14 protein-coding genes and 2 pseudogenes are annotated in these 15,391 nt (G+C 48.9%); 2 read left to right on the top strand and 14 right to left on the bottom strand.

What is annotated here, in order from left to right; genetic code table 11:
• The 3 genes and pseudogenes from ACESTR_RS12385 to ACESTR_RS12375 all read right to left on the bottom strand — a co-directional run.
• Nucleotides 1–1,037 (bottom strand): reverse transcriptase/maturase family protein (locus ACESTR_RS12385; protein ID WP_373179331.1); only part of this gene is annotated, 1,037 nt, incomplete at its 3' end.
• A 569-nt stretch (nucleotides 1,038–1,606) separates the two neighbouring features.
• Nucleotides 1,607–1,864 (bottom strand): annotated as a pseudogene (locus ACESTR_RS12380) (hypothetical protein); the annotation flags it as partial.
• 804 nt (nucleotides 1,865–2,668) lie between these two features.
• Entirely contained in the window at nucleotides 2,669–2,860 is a 192-nt protein-coding gene (locus ACESTR_RS12375; RefSeq protein WP_373179330.1) for a tyrosine-type recombinase/integrase, read from the bottom strand.
• Nucleotides 2,861–3,150: 290 nt separating this feature from the next.
• On the opposite strand from ACESTR_RS12375, the gene ACESTR_RS12370 reads away from it, so the two are divergent.
• Nucleotides 3,151–4,380 (top strand): site-specific integrase, encoded by a 1,230-nt coding sequence (locus tag ACESTR_RS12370; protein ID WP_227042965.1) that lies wholly within the window; start codon nucleotides 3,151–3,153, stop codon nucleotides 4,378–4,380.
• Between the two features lie 19 nt (nucleotides 4,381–4,399).
• Nucleotides 4,400–5,617, top strand: a complete 1,218-nt coding sequence (locus ACESTR_RS12365) for a site-specific integrase (protein WP_373179329.1) — start codon at nucleotides 4,400–4,402, stop codon at nucleotides 5,615–5,617.
• A 72-nt stretch (nucleotides 5,618–5,689) separates the two neighbouring features.
• On the opposite strand, the gene ACESTR_RS12360 is transcribed toward ACESTR_RS12365, so the two are convergent.
• From ACESTR_RS12360 to ACESTR_RS12310, 11 genes and pseudogenes are all read right to left on the bottom strand, one after another.
• Nucleotides 5,690–5,983: a helix-turn-helix domain-containing protein gene (locus ACESTR_RS12360; protein WP_373179332.1), complete on the bottom strand. Its 294-nt coding sequence runs from the start codon at nucleotides 5,981–5,983 to the stop codon at nucleotides 5,690–5,692.
• Nucleotides 5,967–6,197 carry a helix-turn-helix domain-containing protein gene (locus ACESTR_RS12355; protein ID WP_373179328.1) on the bottom strand — a complete coding sequence of 77 codons (231 nt, stop codon included), beginning with the start codon at nucleotides 6,195–6,197 and terminating at the stop codon, nucleotides 5,967–5,969. Before ACESTR_RS12355 ends, ACESTR_RS12360 begins: the two co-directional genes overlap by 17 nt.
• A 264-nt stretch (nucleotides 6,198–6,461) precedes the next feature.
• Nucleotides 6,462–6,872 (bottom strand): DUF3408 domain-containing protein, encoded by a 411-nt coding sequence (locus ACESTR_RS12350; protein WP_373179327.1) that lies wholly within the window; start codon nucleotides 6,870–6,872, stop codon nucleotides 6,462–6,464.
• A 474-nt stretch (nucleotides 6,873–7,346) separates the two neighbouring features.
• Nucleotides 7,347–7,580 (bottom strand): hypothetical protein, encoded by a 234-nt coding sequence (locus tag ACESTR_RS12345; protein ID WP_373179326.1) that lies wholly within the window; start codon nucleotides 7,578–7,580, stop codon nucleotides 7,347–7,349.
• A pseudogene (locus ACESTR_RS12340) lies at nucleotides 7,577–7,772 on the bottom strand (amidoligase enzyme); the annotation flags it as partial. The gene ACESTR_RS12345 and the pseudogene ACESTR_RS12340, both read right to left, overlap by 4 nt.
• A gap of 969 nt (nucleotides 7,773–8,741) precedes the next feature.
• Nucleotides 8,742–9,308, bottom strand: coding sequence for a DUF2284 domain-containing protein (locus tag ACESTR_RS12335; protein ID WP_004289236.1), 567 nt, complete (start codon nucleotides 9,306–9,308; stop codon nucleotides 8,742–8,744).
• On the bottom strand, nucleotides 9,305–10,063 hold the full coding sequence (locus ACESTR_RS12330) for an ABC transporter ATP-binding protein (protein ID WP_004289235.1): 759 nt from the start codon (nucleotides 10,061–10,063) through the stop codon (nucleotides 9,305–9,307). The genes ACESTR_RS12335 and ACESTR_RS12330 overlap by 4 nt, the downstream gene beginning before the upstream one ends.
• Nucleotides 10,060–11,040 carry a FecCD family ABC transporter permease gene (locus ACESTR_RS12325; protein ID WP_004311292.1) on the bottom strand — a complete coding sequence of 327 codons (981 nt, stop codon included), beginning with the start codon at nucleotides 11,038–11,040 and terminating at the stop codon, nucleotides 10,060–10,062. The genes ACESTR_RS12330 and ACESTR_RS12325 overlap by 4 nt, the downstream gene beginning before the upstream one ends.
• A complete protein-coding gene (locus ACESTR_RS12320) occupies nucleotides 11,041–12,180 on the bottom strand; it encodes an ABC transporter substrate-binding protein (RefSeq protein WP_004289233.1) in 1,140 nt (379 codons plus the stop codon).
• Between the two features lie 11 nt (nucleotides 12,181–12,191).
• Nucleotides 12,192–14,270: a TonB-dependent receptor plug domain-containing protein gene (locus tag ACESTR_RS12315; protein WP_373179325.1), complete on the bottom strand. Its 2,079-nt coding sequence runs from the start codon at nucleotides 14,268–14,270 to the stop codon at nucleotides 12,192–12,194.
• Between the two features lie 18 nt (nucleotides 14,271–14,288).
• Nucleotides 14,289–15,389, bottom strand: a complete 1,101-nt coding sequence (locus ACESTR_RS12310) for a YncE family protein (RefSeq protein ID WP_004293828.1) — start codon at nucleotides 15,387–15,389, stop codon at nucleotides 14,289–14,291.
• Nucleotides 15,390–15,391 lie beyond the last annotated feature (2 nt).

Raw genomic sequence — 15,391 nt, 5'->3', positions numbered from 1 at the left:
ACGAGCGTTTTCTCGTCCGATAGTTCCAATGCCAGTCTGTCTGCAAGGAAACGCTTTATATCGTCCTTGATCTTTACTTTACTTACGATAATTCCAATGAGGAAGTCGTCGGCATACCTCACATATTTAAGCCTCTTGAAGTTTCCGTCCATAGGGTCGAAGCACGGCATCGCGGATCGGGTTTTGTCTATCTCTTTGAGCCGTTTGACGAGCACTTTTCTTTCTACATTATTTGTCGCTGTTTTGAGTTCACGCATAACCAGCCTCTTTTGGTAAGTGAGAGCTTCGTATTCACGGCACGCTCTTACCCTGTTACCCCTGTCGAATCCGGTGGCATATTCTTTCATGTACTTATCCAGCTTGTCCAAGTAAATGTTCGCCAGTACCGGACTGATAATTCCGCCTTGCGGCATGCCGCTGTACGTTCCATGAAATCGCCATTGTTCCAGATAACCCGCCCTGAGGAACTTCCGGATAAGCCGTATGGATCGTTCGTCGGAGATACGTTCCTTCAAGATGTCGATCAGAATATCATGATTGACATTGTCGAAGAAACCTTTTATATCTCCTTCGATGAACCACTTCTTACCCGTAAAAGTCTTCTGTACGGCATTCAATGCGGTGTGGCAGCTGCGATGCGGACGGAAGCCGTGCGAAGTATCTTCAAAGTGACCTTCGTAAATAGCTTCCAGTACCATTCGTACTACCTCCTGCACCAGTTTGTCGTCGAAAGAGGGTACGCCGAGAGGTCGTGTCTTTCCGTTTTTCTTCGGGATGTGTACTCTTCTCGATGGCTGGGGAGAGTAGCTTTCGTCTTTCAACGAAAGGATCAGTTTCTCAATGCGGGGAAGGCTCATACGGTCGATGGTTTCTCCGTCTGCACCTTGTGTCATATTACCCGGCTTGGCATATATTCGCTGATAAGCCAGATAATACATTTCCTCATTGAAAAGAATACGATAAAGCCTCTCAAACCTGTATTCCGTGGTTTGACTATGCTTTGTCAGACTGTTTAATACTCTTGCGGGACTTCTCATAATGCCTCTCGCATTTTCCGTTAATCGTATTAATGAATATTAGCTGCCGCCCTTCGCCTTGTACGAGGCTTTCCCCCGCGCGGACTACTACGGCGGCTCCGTTACCATACCGGATATTCATAGACCTTCGTCCAATAGCCTTACGGCATTCCGGTTTAGGTAATCCCCGTTTACGATATAATAACTATGGCACGACAGATTGTCGGATATGACGTCCGCCTTTTACTGCTTATTGCAGTTGCGTCGTGATAAGTTCTTGCTCTCTCTGTACAACTACCACAATGAGAGTATCACGATATGACGAGTATAGTTACCCTAACGTCACAGTTTCGGCAGGTACCGCTCAGGCTGTCATTCAATCAATCCGGATTTTATCCTCATATCTGTCTTTCATCACCCCATTCAGTCGCAGTCCGATAACTGACTGACTTATGGTTTACCCCGACATGCTACACTCCCTGTCCGGTTTCCCTCTCAGATAAGTCGGTTGATGATAGGTTATTTGCAAAGAACACTTACCTAATAGCTTGCCATCGCTATATTTATTATATCGCCTTGACGGGCGCACAGTTATTGGCCAGTTTCTGAAATTGAAAATAAAACTCGTTCAGCCGGGCAATAAACTGCGTCTTCGACGGGTCGCGTTTGATGACGACAAACTCCTCGGCGAAGATTCTTTTGACGATAAAACGGCTGCGGTTATGCTCCGATCCGGCTTTGCAGAGCAGTTCGTTGAAGCGGATGTTTTGCTCCTCGTTAAGCCGAAACGAGTATTTATAACTCGGCGTTCGGGGCTTCTTGTCGGTCTGTTTTCGGTTGGTATCCATATATAGCTTGAAAAAGGGGCGCGACTTGGGAGCGGCCCCGGCCTCGCAGAGCGAGCGTTTTTGTCGGACAAAAACACAGCTCGCTACCCTCTGGCGAGGGTAAAGGTCCGCCGCAGTAAATTTTTACCGATGGTTTCGGAAGTTCTCCGTTACGGGTCTTGTGGCCGGGTCGGTTCCCGATGCAATATTACAACGTCTGGAGATGAAAAAAAGCCCGCTGAACGGACTGGAGCGGACCAGAGCGGACATCGGAAGCGAAGCTTTTCGGCAGGTTGTATATTGCCATCGAAACAAATATTCAGATAAAGAAACAGACGGTTGGACAAATATTTATCGGAATAATCACCCGGATATGCGGATGATTCGATGCAGAAACGGAGAAATATATAATTCAAGAAATAAATATCTAAACAAATCTGCATTCATACGGCTGTTTATCGAAGCAGGCAGCAAAAGAAATCCTTACTCACTTAAATAATTCTCAACACATTCGATTCATGGAATCTGCAAACATTTCAATCTGCAACCAGAAAGGCGGCGTCGGAAAACTCCCGTCACAGGTTATTTGCCGTCTATTGGCATAAGTGTTCCGGTCGTGGATTTGGGTAGCGTCCGCAGGGTAGCGTCCATGTCGCAGAAAGCCGCCTATTCCGACGGTAGCGACCAGCAGAACGCCGGGGATGGAAATATGCAAGGCTCGCCCTCGGGCGATTCGCATGGCCTTGCATATTTCCATCTCCGGCGTTTAATTCCCTGCCGGCGGAAATAAATGACTGGGATATGATATTCCGGGATCGCGCCGGATTACTGCGCGACCTTGAAGACGCTGTTGAGTTTCTCGCTCAATGCCGTCATATCCTGTCCGATCTTGTCGTTGGTGATTTTAGCGTAGATTTGGGTCGTGGTGATATGTTTATGCCCCAGCATCTTCGATACGGTTTCCAGCGGTACGCCCTGCGCAAGCGTAATCGTCGTAGCGAAGGTATGCCGAGCCATGTGAGTAATATTTAGAAATGCAGTAAAAAACAGAATGGTGAGAATAAAACGTAAATCGTTTATAATTAAGCATTTTGCGGGAATTGCAAAATAGCCTGACCTGCAAAAGGAAATAAAATATTGCAGCGTTTCAGTTACCAGACTGTTAGCCGCCTGTTTCGGAAACAACGACAGGTAACCGGATTTTTACCGGTAGAGACAGAACGGATTTGTATTCACTGTTTCTCAATGTTTTGCATGTCGAAGAACGCTTTTCAAAGGAGTATTTTTACAACCTAAAAAAGAAGCGTATGAAAGTGGAAAAATTCAAGGTGCTGTTCTACCTGAAAAAGAGCGAGCCGGACAAGACCGGCAAGGCCCCGGTCATGGGCCGTATCACCCTCAACCGTACGATGGCGCAGTTCAGCTGCAAGCTCTCCTGTACCCCTGAGCTATGGAACGCGCGTGAAAGCCGGCTGAACGGCAAGAGCCGGGAAGCGGTAGAGACCAACGAAAAAATAGAGAGGCTGCTGCTTGCCGTACACTCTGCCTTCGACTCCCTCATGGAAAGGAAAAAGGATTTCGATGCCGCCGCAGTCCGGGACCTGTTCCAGGGAAATGCCGGCATGCAGATGACCCTGCTCAAACTTCTCGACCGGCACAATGAAGAGATGAAAGTCCGTGTCGGTGTGGACCGCGCGCCGACAACAATGTCGACCTACGTGTACACCCGGCGTACCCTTGCCGAATTCATCAAAACGGAGTTCAAGGTCTCGGACCTTGCCTTCGGACAGCTCAACGAGCAGTTCATCCGTGACTACCAGGACTTCTGCCTGGAAAAGAAGAGACTGGCGATGGAGACGGTGCGCCATTACCTGGCCATCCTGAAAAAGATCTGCCGCATCGCCTACAAGGAGGGCCATTCCGAGAAATACCATTTCTGCCACTTCAAGCTGCCCAAGCAGAAGGAAAGTACGCCGAAGGCATTGAGCCGTGAGAATTTCGAGAAGCTGCGTGATCTGGAAATTCTGGAAAAACGCAGGTCACATATTATCACCAAAGACCTCTTCCTCTTCGCCTGCTATACAGGGACTGCCTACGCGGATGCGGTAAGCATCACCCGGGAGAACCTCTTCACCGATGACGGGGGCAGCCTCTGGCTGAAATACCGGAGAAAGAAGACCAACTACCTTGGACGTGTCAAGCTGCTGCCGGAAGCCGTCGCACTGATTGAGAAATACCGGGACGATACCCGCGAGACTCTTTTCCCGCCACAGGACTACCATACCCTCAGAGGAAATATGAAAGCCCTGCGTCTGATGGCGGGACTCAGCCAGGACCTTGTCTACCACATGGGGAGGCACTCTTTCGCCTCGCTGGTCACGCTCGAGGAGGGAGTACCGATCGAGACCATCTGCAAAATGCTGGGACACTCCAACATCAAGACCACACAAATTTACGCCCGTGTCAGCCCGAAGCGGCTGTTCGAGGATATGGACAGGTTCATCGAGGCAACCCGTGATTTGAAACTCATCCTTTAACCCTAAAAATATCATTACCATGCGCAGTACATTCAAGCTCTTATTCTACATCAACCGTAACAAGGTGAAATCGGACGGCACGACCGCCGTCCTCTGCCGGATCAGCATTGACGGCAAGAAGTCAGCCGTTGCCACCGGCATCTATTGCAGGTCGGAGGACTGGGACAGCAAGAAGTGTGAGATCAGAACAGTCAGGGAGAACAACCGCCTCGCCGGTTTCCGTGACCAGCTGGAAAAGGCATACGACAATCTGCTGAGGCATCAGGGAGTGGTCACAGCCGAACTACTCAAGGCCACCGTGTCAGGTGCCAATTCCGTGCCGGAATACCTCCTACAGGCCGGAGAGGTGGAACGCGAGCGTCTCAGGGTCCGCTCCAAAGAGATCAACTCCACCTCGACCTACCGCCAGTCAAAGACCACGCAGCTCAACCTCAGGCAGTTCATCGAATCCCGCGGGATGAAGGACATCGCCTTTTCGGACATCACCGAGGAGTTCGCCGAATCGTTCAAGGTTTTTCTTAAAAAGGAATTGGGACACAAACCGGGACATGTGAACCATTGTCTGTGCTGGCTCAACCGGCTTATTTATATAGCAGTGGACCGGGAGATATTGAGAGCCAATCCGATAGAGGATGTGGCATATGAAAAGAAAGAACCGTTAAAGCTAAGGCACATTAGCCGGGGTGAGTTGAAGCGGATGATGGAAACCCCGCTGCCCGACCCGATGATGGAGCTTGCACGCAGGACGTTCATCTTCTCCTCGCTGACCGGTCTGGCCTATGCGGACACGAGAGCACTCCATCCCCGTCATATCGGAAATACCTCGGAAGGAAGAAAATATATCCGCGTCTGCCGTGCCAAGACGGACGTGGAGGCGTTCATCCCGCTGCATCCCATAGCCGAACAGATACTGGAACTTTACAACACCACGGATGACGACAGGCCGGTATTCCCGCTGCCGGTCCGCGACGTCCTCTGGTACGAGGTACATGGAATGGGCGTGGCATTGGGCATGAAGGAGAACCTGTCCTACCACATGGCACGGCATTCGTTCGGAACCCTGATACTGTCCTCCGGCATCCCGATAGAGAGCATCGCCAAGATGATGGGCCATACGAACATCAACAGTACGCAGGTCTATGCACAGGTTACTGACCAGAAGATATCCGGTGACATGGACCGGCTGATGAAAAGAAGACAGAAAGGGGATACGGTCCTCCTGACGGAAATGTCCTAATAATGAAATGCCGGCCGGAACCGATGTTCTCAATGGTTCCGGCCGGCATTCTTAAATATTGAACGCCCCCGATTATATCAGGGCCTCATGATAATTATCCTCCAGGAGTTTCTCAATGTCGGATACCTTATACAAAATTTTTCCGCCCAGCCGGATATAAGAAATACGCCCCTGGTCCCGATAATCCTGCAGGCATCTGCGGCTGATTTTTAACAGGTCCGACAACTCCTTGTCAGAGAGAAAACGCTCACCGTTAAACAGGGGGCGGTTATCCTCCGCAAGCCTTTCCAACTTCGTCTGAATGTTATCCAGCAGGCCAAAGAACCGGCGGACACTGCCCGTCTCTTTGCTAATAATCCCTTCCATGTCGCTTCCAATTAATACTGTCATTCTTTCTTTTTTCTCTCACCGCCTTTTCCTTGCGTTTCATGGCGGCATAGACCATCAGCTTTTCCACGTCCTCCGGCCGGTAGTAGATTTTCCGTTGGATTTGGGTGAATGCCAGCCGTCCGGTATCCCGGAGAGTCTGAAGGGTACGTGGAGAGATGTCAAGGCGCAGGCAGACATCCTGGTTGTCCATTCATTCCCCCGGTTTCTTTTCCCTGTTCTTTTCATACAAGCGGTCCGCCTGCGCGGACAGGCTATCAGCCCGCGCCAGCATCTCCTCAAAGATTCCGGCTTCAATGTAATATACTTCCATTTTCTTTCCATTTAAAATAGCTTCCTGTCAGAAACTCAAATTATTGAAATACAGTTCAAAATACTTTCCAAAGGCACTTCCGGATGGGTGTCGTGGTTTCCGACTCCCCCTCCAGAGCCGTTTTAAGGAGGATTTCCCGTCATATTACGGCTGGAACAGTTTGTAATCCCGTCCTGTGATCTTCCTTATCACGTCGGCGTTTTCCTTGATATGTTCAACCAGTATGCGGCTTATAACACCGGAAACAGTGAAATCCTTACGTCTGACCGCCCAGACAATGTCTGAGATACATTCGTACACCTGTGCGTCAATATGCAGGGGCTTGCGCCGGTTGGATGAAAAGTTGTTCAGGAGGGCTTCAATATATTTTTTTACCTCTTCCTCCGTTACCGTCTTTTTACTCTCCGGCCGGGATGAAGATTCCTTGTGGGGCGCCACCTCTTCCAGATCCCCGGAAATGCAGCTCAAATATGAGCCTTTAGCGGCAACTATATCCAGTATCTCCTTCTCGTTGATATGATACGGATTTGTTTTTTTCCTTTCAATGCTGTCCATAACTATGATTTATACATTAATTCCATGTGACAATTGGGCGTTTTGTAAGGCGGACGTTCCCGATGGCGGATTATCGTCCTACGCCGCAAAGAAAAAAAGAATAAACGTGTGAGAGAATACCTTGTCAGTTATAGTCATATATAGACATGAATAGTCAATGCCGGCAAAAGACATGACAAATGGCAGTCCGGCGGGAAGTCAGGATTCTCTCCGATGTTGCCGGGATTGTGACATGTCAAGCCACGAGATATTGACAGCTTACATTATAATGACACACCAGGCTACGGATATTGTGACGGCTTATGTTGTTGGAATAGTGATATGTCAAGCTATGAAGATAGCAGGAACTCATGTTGGTAAGATAGCGGTATACGAGTAGACAGCAGAATGGGAACACTACGGCGATGAAAAGAAAAATCCCTACCGATCCATGTGAGACCGGCAGGGAGCGTAACATTTAAAGGAGCGGGCTTCTCAGCCCGTGATGTAACCGTACTTTTTCAGGTCGTCCATGAAATGCTCCGGCGTGTCAGTCCTCACCGTCACCCCGTGCAGTTCCCTGTACCGCCCGGAGAAATTCACCATGTACTCCCCGTCGGTGCACCCGCTGTCAAACCAACTGCCCTCACGTAGGACGCGTACAAACTCGGAAGGGTCGGAGGCGGCAATCCTGCCGCCATCCGCCAAAATATACATATGCCTGTTCATGCCGATAATTTTTTAGTTCTCAGTTTATAATATAGTTTCTGTTCATCGTCCAGGAAGGGGATGTCCTGGAGCGCGGTGGCCGCAGGCACCTGCCCCCCTTGTGGCAAAGGTAACCAATTTGTGGAGAAACAGCACCCAATTTTGTATTTTTATGAAGTTGGTCGTTCCCGAATGCTGGCGGAACTCGACCGTCGGTGCAGGGCGTTCACTACAAAACCGTAATTGCCGTTGGTCACCATCCTTGCGATTTCCGCACGGGGAATCCCTAAAAGATACAGTTGCCGGATCTTGCTCGTTTTTGTTGTTTCTTGTGCTAAAATGCTTCTAACTTGCTCGTTCACAACTTGTTACCTCCTTTATTTTTTACTCTACTAAGGTAATGCTTTTATAGGAGAAGTCGTAATTGTAATATCCTTATTATCATATCATTAGCTTACTTTATCTTAGGCTAAAAGTCCTTATTTGGGGTATCCGAATCTTATCCGCTGCAAGTCCCGGATGACAAAAGACGGCAATATATCGGAATAGTCAGATAACGATATATCATGATATGGCTGACCGCATAAGATGTGACATCAAAATAGGAATAGACGGGAATATGTTGATAGCGGTATAACGGGTTAGCCGGATAGTGATATATCATGATATGGCGAACCACATAGGGTGTGACATCGAAATAGAGATAACTAAAGCTATGCCGATAGTGGTATAGCGGACTAAAGAATACAGAAGACATTCCCGAAAATCGGTGAATTATGCTGTCAATCAATGATATTTCAATTTCCGATTCTTTTTTATATGGCTATATGGTTATAGCAGTATAGCGGGAAGACGCACGTTCTGTGGGGAAATATTCACCTTCAGAAGACCGGAAATGCAGAAAAACCGGCGGAAACCGTATGCGTTTTTCCCCTGACAAAAGGCTTTATAGCACTATATGGATATAGCGTAATATTCAAAACGTTGTCCCCATTAGGGGACAGCAAGTTGTGTTTTCGTTTAACGAAAACAGGACGGTTTAACGGAGAATACACCGATAAACCGTTACTTATTTCAAGCTCCAGCGTCGCTTTTTACATATCTAACTATAATTCATTTGAAATCACAAAACAGATTGAACCGAATGTGGTTAGTTTGTCTGTTTATTTCATGTCCGAATCATTAGTATGCTATGTTGCAAAGTTCGTATTCATTATGAAAAAATCCGCTTACGAGAACAAGATATTCAGGTAATTTGCCATCCTTTCCCCAAAGAAGTTCGATGTTAAAAAGTTCAGAAAGCGTTTTGGCTATGTCAAATCCGAAGGCTTCGAGTGACGGACGCACTTTTTCCGGGTGTCGGCATGGTGTGCCGCAGTTACGCGTACACTCGTTATCTGAGCAGTGAAGACATTTACCTATATAGGCAAATGAACGCCCTCCATATTTCCGTTCCATATCCAATAATTCGCTCTCGATTCGTATCCGTTCCGGTAAAATGAGTTTTTGTGTATATTCAATCGGAATATCTTTGTCTTCAGGGATTATCTTCGTTGCCATAAGATGTGCATACTTGTATTGTCGGAGAAACGATTCCGTATCAAAATCAAATGGAGGACACCCCCAACTTTTACCGTAATTGGTACATTGTTTGCAAAGTTCAAGAAAATGTGGTTCGTCACGGAATTCGGCGATATATCCTTCAACAGTGATGTCTGAAGTAAAATTTTCTACAGTGTATATACTCATTGTTTCAAAATCATTGTACCGCATAAGGAGTCGAAACGGATGTTTTCATTTTGGAAAAGTCTGTCAATGTATCCGCTTTTCTGCATTTCAGACGCGGTCAAGCAACTTAAATTCGGGGTATCTAACAATGCTATCGAATCGCACATGGACAACGCGATGTCAAGTTCATGTGTCGAGAACATGATACATTTTTTCTCGTCGTGGACAAGCCTACGAAGCAACGCCACAAGTTCGTAGCGATTAGGCATGTCAAGAAAGGAAGTCGGTTCATCAAGGAGAATGATAGGAGTATCCTGTGCCAATGCACGAGCAATCATCACACGCTGGCATTCGCCATCCGACATTTTATCCATCGTGCGGTTTGCATAAGCCTCCATTCCCACCGAAATGAGCGATTGCATGACTATCTCCTTATCTGTTTCTTGCATCCTACCTATCCAGTTGGTATAAGGAGCACGGCCTATGGCTACGACATCCTTGCACCGCAGGTTGGCGATGCGCGTGCGCTCGGTCGTGACGACAGCCAGCGTTTTTGCCATATCTTCGGTTTTCATGCAGGCGATGTCGTGCCCGTCGAGAATGATTTTTCCGGAATAACACCGGTTCAGACCGGCTATGGCGCGGAGCAACGTCGATTTTCCTGTCCCGTTTCTTCCGATAAGGGCTGTCAGTTGACCTTTTTTTATCGTGGCATTTACCTCGTGGAGCAACGAGTTTTCTTTGTAACCTATGGAAAAATGCTGTAATTCTATCATGCGGTGATGGATTTGTTGCGTAAAACCACCCATACGACGATTGGGATTCCCAATAGAGCTGTAATGGCGTTGATCGGCAAGGTGAATATTTTAGAAATGATGTCGCAAAGAAGCAATATCGATGCTCCCGAAAGAATTGTTCCGGGCAGAAGGACATGATGATCGCTATTTTGGAAAAGCATTCTTGTGACATGAGGCATAGCGAGACCTATGAAACCTATCGGACCGCAAAAAGCGGTTATCGTTCCGGCGAGCAGCGTTGTCGAGAGAAACAACAGGCTGCGTGAACGCCGAATATTCAGTCCCATTGTTACGGCATATTCCTCTCCGAACAGCAGGAGGTTAAGCGGTTTGATGGTCAGTACCGCCAACAGCAGTCCGGCAAACACAGATGGAACAAGAATCAGAAGTTGTCCGGAGGTGACGTCACCCAAAGCCCCCATCGTCCAAATGACAAAGGCTTTCAGCGATTCCTCTTTGCTGAGGTACTGCAATATCTGCACGACAGCACCTACGCCCGATGAGAACATCATGCCCAGAATCAGGATTACCATGATGTCTTTTATTCGCTGTCCGACGGCAGTTATCACGAGCAACACGACAGCCGCACCCACCCACGCTGCTCCGGCAATGCCTATTGATGAACCGATCCCGGCAAGTACCACAAGTGCCACACCGAGACTTGCACCGGAACTGATGCCAAGGACATAGGGACCGGCAAGAGGATTACGGAAGAGGGTCTGCATCTGAAGACCGCTGACCGATAAGGCAGCCCCGGCCAACAGTGCCACTATAGCTTTTATGAGGCGTATGTTGAGTACGATTTTTTCCGTGGCACGGGAACAATTTCCCCCGGTCAGTGCTGCCCATACATCGCGGATCGGAATGTTGACAGCTCCCACGGCCAAGTCCAGTAAAAAAAGACCGACCGTGAGCGTAATCAATATGGAGAATAATATAGTCGAACGGGAACGCATCTATTTCAGTTGCTTGTAATACACACACTCTTCCTGCACCAGTTCAGGATGGAATATCTTCACGAGGTCGCGGAGCACGATGTCAGGATTCACGACGGCAGACTCGTAATAGTCGTTACCCCCGGCTGTGTTGGTACGGGCGTTGTTGTTATACACCTCTCCATTTTTGAAACATCGGGTATCGGTGAATTTCGGACATGATGCCTTCAAGTCGTCAAGGGAGTTCGCCATTCCCACGTTCAGCCACATGTCCGCATCCGACGCGAGCAGATATGCTTCTTCTAAGTCAATGGGGATAGAAGCGTTTCCCGTGTTCTTCTGGTAGATATAGCGGCCTCCCGCATCAGTAATCAAGCGGGCTACATAACTTTGGGTTGAAGGCATGAACCACGAGTCGCCATAGGGAACATTAAGCATAACCGAAGGAGTGCCGAGGGTACTGTCGGCCACTTTCTTTTTCAAGGCGTTGTATCTGACCGGGATTGCGGCAAAGGCTTTTTCACCCTTCTCACGTTTTCCTGTGACTTCTGAAAGCACTACCATCCATTCGGCCTTGCCGAGAGGCGACTCTTCAAGATAATCGCCGACATACATGAACGGTATGTCGAGTTCTTCGAGTTTGCTTTCCATTGCGCTTGCGCCGTTCACCCCATAGAGCAGAACGAGGTCGGGATCGAGCGAGAGCAGCAACTCGTAGTTGATGTTCCCTTCATAGCCGACATCGCCAATACTGTCGCGGCGGGCTTGGATGTCTGGGTTGGAAATGTAGTCGATTCCCGAAACGCCGGTTATACACCGGACTTCACCGATTGCGTCAAGCATGGCGATATGAGTGGAAGACATCGCCACGATGCGTTTGGCGTCTCCTTTGAGTACCTGTCCTGCAAACCCTTCGGGAACCTCTTCACCGTTGCGGACGATAAACAGCCATGTGGTTACACTGTCCGCTCCCTGCCAGGGATTCCTGACGGTTATCAGTACGCTTTCCTTCCCGCCCGCCCCTTTGATGTCGAAGCCGGAGGCATATTCGGGAGCATAAAGCAGCAGGTTGAAATCATTGATTTTTGAGCTTTTGTTGTGGCAGCCTGTAAATGCCAGAGAAAGCAACAAAATCAGGCTTAAATTCTTTAATGCGTTCATATTGATGCAGATTATCGTTTACTATTTTTGTTTTTTCCGAACTTGGGTGTTATGCCGATGAATATCTCGAAATTGATGCCCGGCATGGGACGGGACAATACGGAAAGGTATTCTTCATCGAACAGGTTGTTGATGCTGCCCTTTAGCGACAGATCGGCCCATCGGAAAGAGAGCTGTTTTTCCAGTGTCACGTTATTCATGAAGTAAGGGGGCAGATAGCCCGTCAGAGTATAGTCATTACTCGACATGGTATAACGCTGGCTGTAATAACACCATTTGTAAAGCAGGCTCCATGTCCGCCATGACAGACGTCCGGTCACCGTTGCGGAAAACTCCGGCACGTATGGCAACTGTTTGCCGACGGATTGGTCTGCCGGACTCATCGGTTCGCTCTCGTTGATCGAGGAAGTCCACGAGAAAGTTCCGTTCATATCCAGTTTCCAGTCCTTTCCGAGCATTATATCAAGGTGGGCGTTGGTCTCTGCCCCGTAAGCATGTACCTTTTTGAGGTTTCTGGGGGAGAAGAATCCCTTGGTTGTGGGTAGCCAGATGATCCAGTCGTCGATGTGCGAATCGAACCAGTTGATACCACTGCTCAAAGCATATACATTTTCTTTCCCCACCGAGAACGACAACCCCACGTCGTATGTGAAGCCGTGCTCGCTTTTCAGGTCGGGATTACCGCCCGGCAGAAAATAGAGGTCGTTCAGCGTGGGAAAACGGTAGTTCCGGGAGATGGATGCTTTCGCCACGATATTGCCTTTTTTCGACAGTAGCCCGTCGATGAAGAAAGCCGGGATAACCGGGGCCCATTCCGTACCGAACATATCCTCGCGAAGGACAAGCGAGGCGGCAAAACGATCGACAGGCCGCCATTTCGCAGAAACGGAACCGGAAAACTCGACACGTCCCTTGTCATACCCGACAACAGCCTTGTTACCTTCCTGCGAGATGATATTTTTGTCCGCGCTTTCCACCAAATGCTGGTGTACGGAAACACCGGCCGTGAACAGCCATTTCTCTGAAGGAGCATAATCCCCGTCCGCACTTCCGTAGAACGTGTTAATCTTACTGCGTGAGCGGGTCATCGAAGCCATTTCGCCGTTTCCCTTGTCCCGCTTGTAATCATAGGCCATCCATGTGTGTATATAGCCGCCTTTTACACCGACCTTCCATTTCTCCCGCACGCGATCCCACGAGAGGACGCCGCGAAACGTCTGCTCCCTTTGGCGGTTCTCGAAGTCCATGTCGTTCCCGTAATCCGTGCTGAGCATCGCCAGTTCCCGGTTGGAATTGATATACCAGGCGTTTAGCCCGAACTTGTCGCCTTCGCCCGTGTTATAATAAATTTCCTGCAAGACGTGCAGATCCTTATAAGCCCCGCTGCGGTTGCGTTCCGTCGGGTAATAGGAACCGATGATGTTCTTGTCCTCGTCATAGATGTTTTCCTTCTTGTCCCGGTTTCGGTATTTGTAGTCGTTGGGGGAAGAGGAATACACCACACGGGTGGAGGACTGCCAGTGTTTGTCACCGTAGGTCAGGCGGAGAAACTCGTCGAACGTGCTGAACGACCCCACTCCCTGCACGTACTGCAACCCGAACCCTTCATGGTTGGCCGGAGAAGTGGAGAGCCTGACCAGACCACCCAAGCCGCCGCCCGTTTCGTTTACCGATGACGTTCCGTGCAGCAGCGAGGCATCATCGATAAAGTAAGAAGGGATGGTGGAAAAATCCGTCATGCCCAGCATCGGGTTGTTAATGCGCATACCATTCCACGTCACTTGGGTATGCGAGGGAGAGGTACCCCGGAAAGCCACGGTGGATAACGTGGCGCGTCCGTAGTTCTTGACAAAAACGGATGAGTTGAATGTCAGCACATCGGCCATAGACAAGGCGATGTTCTCTTTCATGGCGATGGAATCGAAACGGGTTCGTTGCACGCCTATATCCTTCATAGGTCGTTTGCCCACCACCGTAACCTCCGGAATACGTAGTACCCTTTTGGTAATGCTGACGGAATTTTTCTGCTGGGCGGCAAGCAGAAAGGGCAGGCTTACCCCCACGAACAATAGAATAAGATGTCTTTTCATTTTTGTCCTCCTTCCTCGTTATTTCCAGCAGAAAGCTCCCGGAATGATTCCCACGTAAAATTCATCGATCAGCTTGCCTTGCGGCGAATAGCGATACACGATACCTTGTTGCTGGTAATCAATAGCGTCGGCCACATATACCTCCCCGTTGTTGGGATTGACCGTAAGGCCGTAGTATTTGGTGTCCCGAAACTCCAGAAAAGGCCGGACGGGAACACGGTCGGCTTCCACCGGCATTCGCCAAATATCGTTGTTGATCCAGTAAAGTGTATCCCGTGTACCGTTGAGCTGGACTTCCGAAGGCCAGTCGCCCAGCTTAAACTTGAACTGTTTCTCTACGGTGAAAGTCTCGGCGTCTATACGATAGAGAGACGGTGCCTCGTAACCGTATGGGCTGCCCTCGTAACCGCCATCCGTGATGGTCCACATCTTGTTGTATTTGTCCATGACCAGCGAAGTAGGTTGTATGCCGATGGTCAGTTCGTCCACGACCTTGTCCGTCTCCGTGTCGATTTTCAGGATGCGGTTCTGGTACGACCAGCAGTTCACATAGACGTACTTGCCGTATTGTACCATTTGTTCGGTGGAACCCGATTCCATGTCCATGTCTGGACATTCGATATAGCCGGTAATCTCGTATGTCTTGGGGTTGATGATGAAGATACGGTAGTCCCATATCTGCGTCACATAGGCTTTCTCATCCGACAGAAAATGGATATACCGGGGTGAGGTGAAACCTGTGATACGGCCCACTTCCTTGAAAGTATTGATGTCGATGGCGAAAATCACATGCGAGTTGTTCACCACGATCCAGCCTATACCGTCCCGGATAACCATAGACTGGGCCACATCGCCCAACTTGAACCCGTTGGCACGGTAAAACACTTCATTCTCCACTTCGCACGTGGCGGGATCGTAGTAGGAAAGCGTGGCATTGCTGTACTGGAAATTCCCCTCGTTGGTAATGAAAAGACCAGAGGCCGATACAGAGAAATCTTCCATCTCTCCGTAATCCCATTTCATGCAACTGCCGAAAACTGGCAGGCAGAAAAGAAAAAGGCAAATCCGTTGTATTGTTCTGCTCATTGTCATTCGGATAAAAAAGAGTACCCGAATCATTA

It is taken from the genome of Alistipes sp. DJF_B185 (genome assembly GCF_964250025.1).
GTDB lineage: Bacteria > Bacteroidota > Bacteroidia > Bacteroidales > Rikenellaceae > Alistipes > Alistipes finegoldii.
Note: the sequence above shows the minus strand (reverse complement) of the source record. Positions and strands in the feature narration are given on the sequence as shown.

Excerpts from the sequence above, each read along its gene's own strand:
- ACESTR_RS12375 (WP_373179330.1), bottom strand. The coding sequence starts at position 2,860 with ATGGCTCGGCATACCTTCGCTACGACGATTACGCTTGCGCAGGGCGTA.
- ACESTR_RS12370 (WP_227042965.1), top strand. The coding sequence starts at position 3,151 with ATGAAAGTGGAAAAATTCAAGGTGCTGTTCTACCTGAAAAAGAGCGAG.
- ACESTR_RS12365 (WP_373179329.1), top strand. The coding sequence starts at position 4,400 with ATGCGCAGTACATTCAAGCTCTTATTCTACATCAACCGTAACAAGGTG.
- ACESTR_RS12360 (WP_373179332.1), bottom strand. The coding sequence starts at position 5,983 with ATGGAAGGGATTATTAGCAAAGAGACGGGCAGTGTCCGCCGGTTCTTT.
- ACESTR_RS12355 (WP_373179328.1), bottom strand. The coding sequence starts at position 6,197 with ATGGACAACCAGGATGTCTGCCTGCGCCTTGACATCTCTCCACGTACC.
- ACESTR_RS12350 (WP_373179327.1), bottom strand. The coding sequence starts at position 6,872 with ATGGACAGCATTGAAAGGAAAAAAACAAATCCGTATCATATCAACGAG.
- ACESTR_RS12345 (WP_373179326.1), bottom strand. The coding sequence starts at position 7,580 with ATGAACAGGCATATGTATATTTTGGCGGATGGCGGCAGGATTGCCGCC.
- ACESTR_RS12335 (WP_004289236.1), bottom strand. The coding sequence starts at position 9,308 with ATGAGTATATACACTGTAGAAAATTTTACTTCAGACATCACTGTTGAA.
- ACESTR_RS12330 (WP_004289235.1), bottom strand. The coding sequence starts at position 10,063 with ATGATAGAATTACAGCATTTTTCCATAGGTTACAAAGAAAACTCGTTG.
- ACESTR_RS12325 (WP_004311292.1), bottom strand. The coding sequence starts at position 11,040 with ATGCGTTCCCGTTCGACTATATTATTCTCCATATTGATTACGCTCACG.
- ACESTR_RS12320 (WP_004289233.1), bottom strand. The coding sequence starts at position 12,180 with ATGAACGCATTAAAGAATTTAAGCCTGATTTTGTTGCTTTCTCTGGCA.
- ACESTR_RS12315 (WP_373179325.1), bottom strand. The coding sequence starts at position 14,270 with ATGAAAAGACATCTTATTCTATTGTTCGTGGGGGTAAGCCTGCCCTTT.
- ACESTR_RS12310 (WP_004293828.1), bottom strand. The coding sequence starts at position 15,389 with ATGATTCGGGTACTCTTTTTTATCCGAATGACAATGAGCAGAACAATA.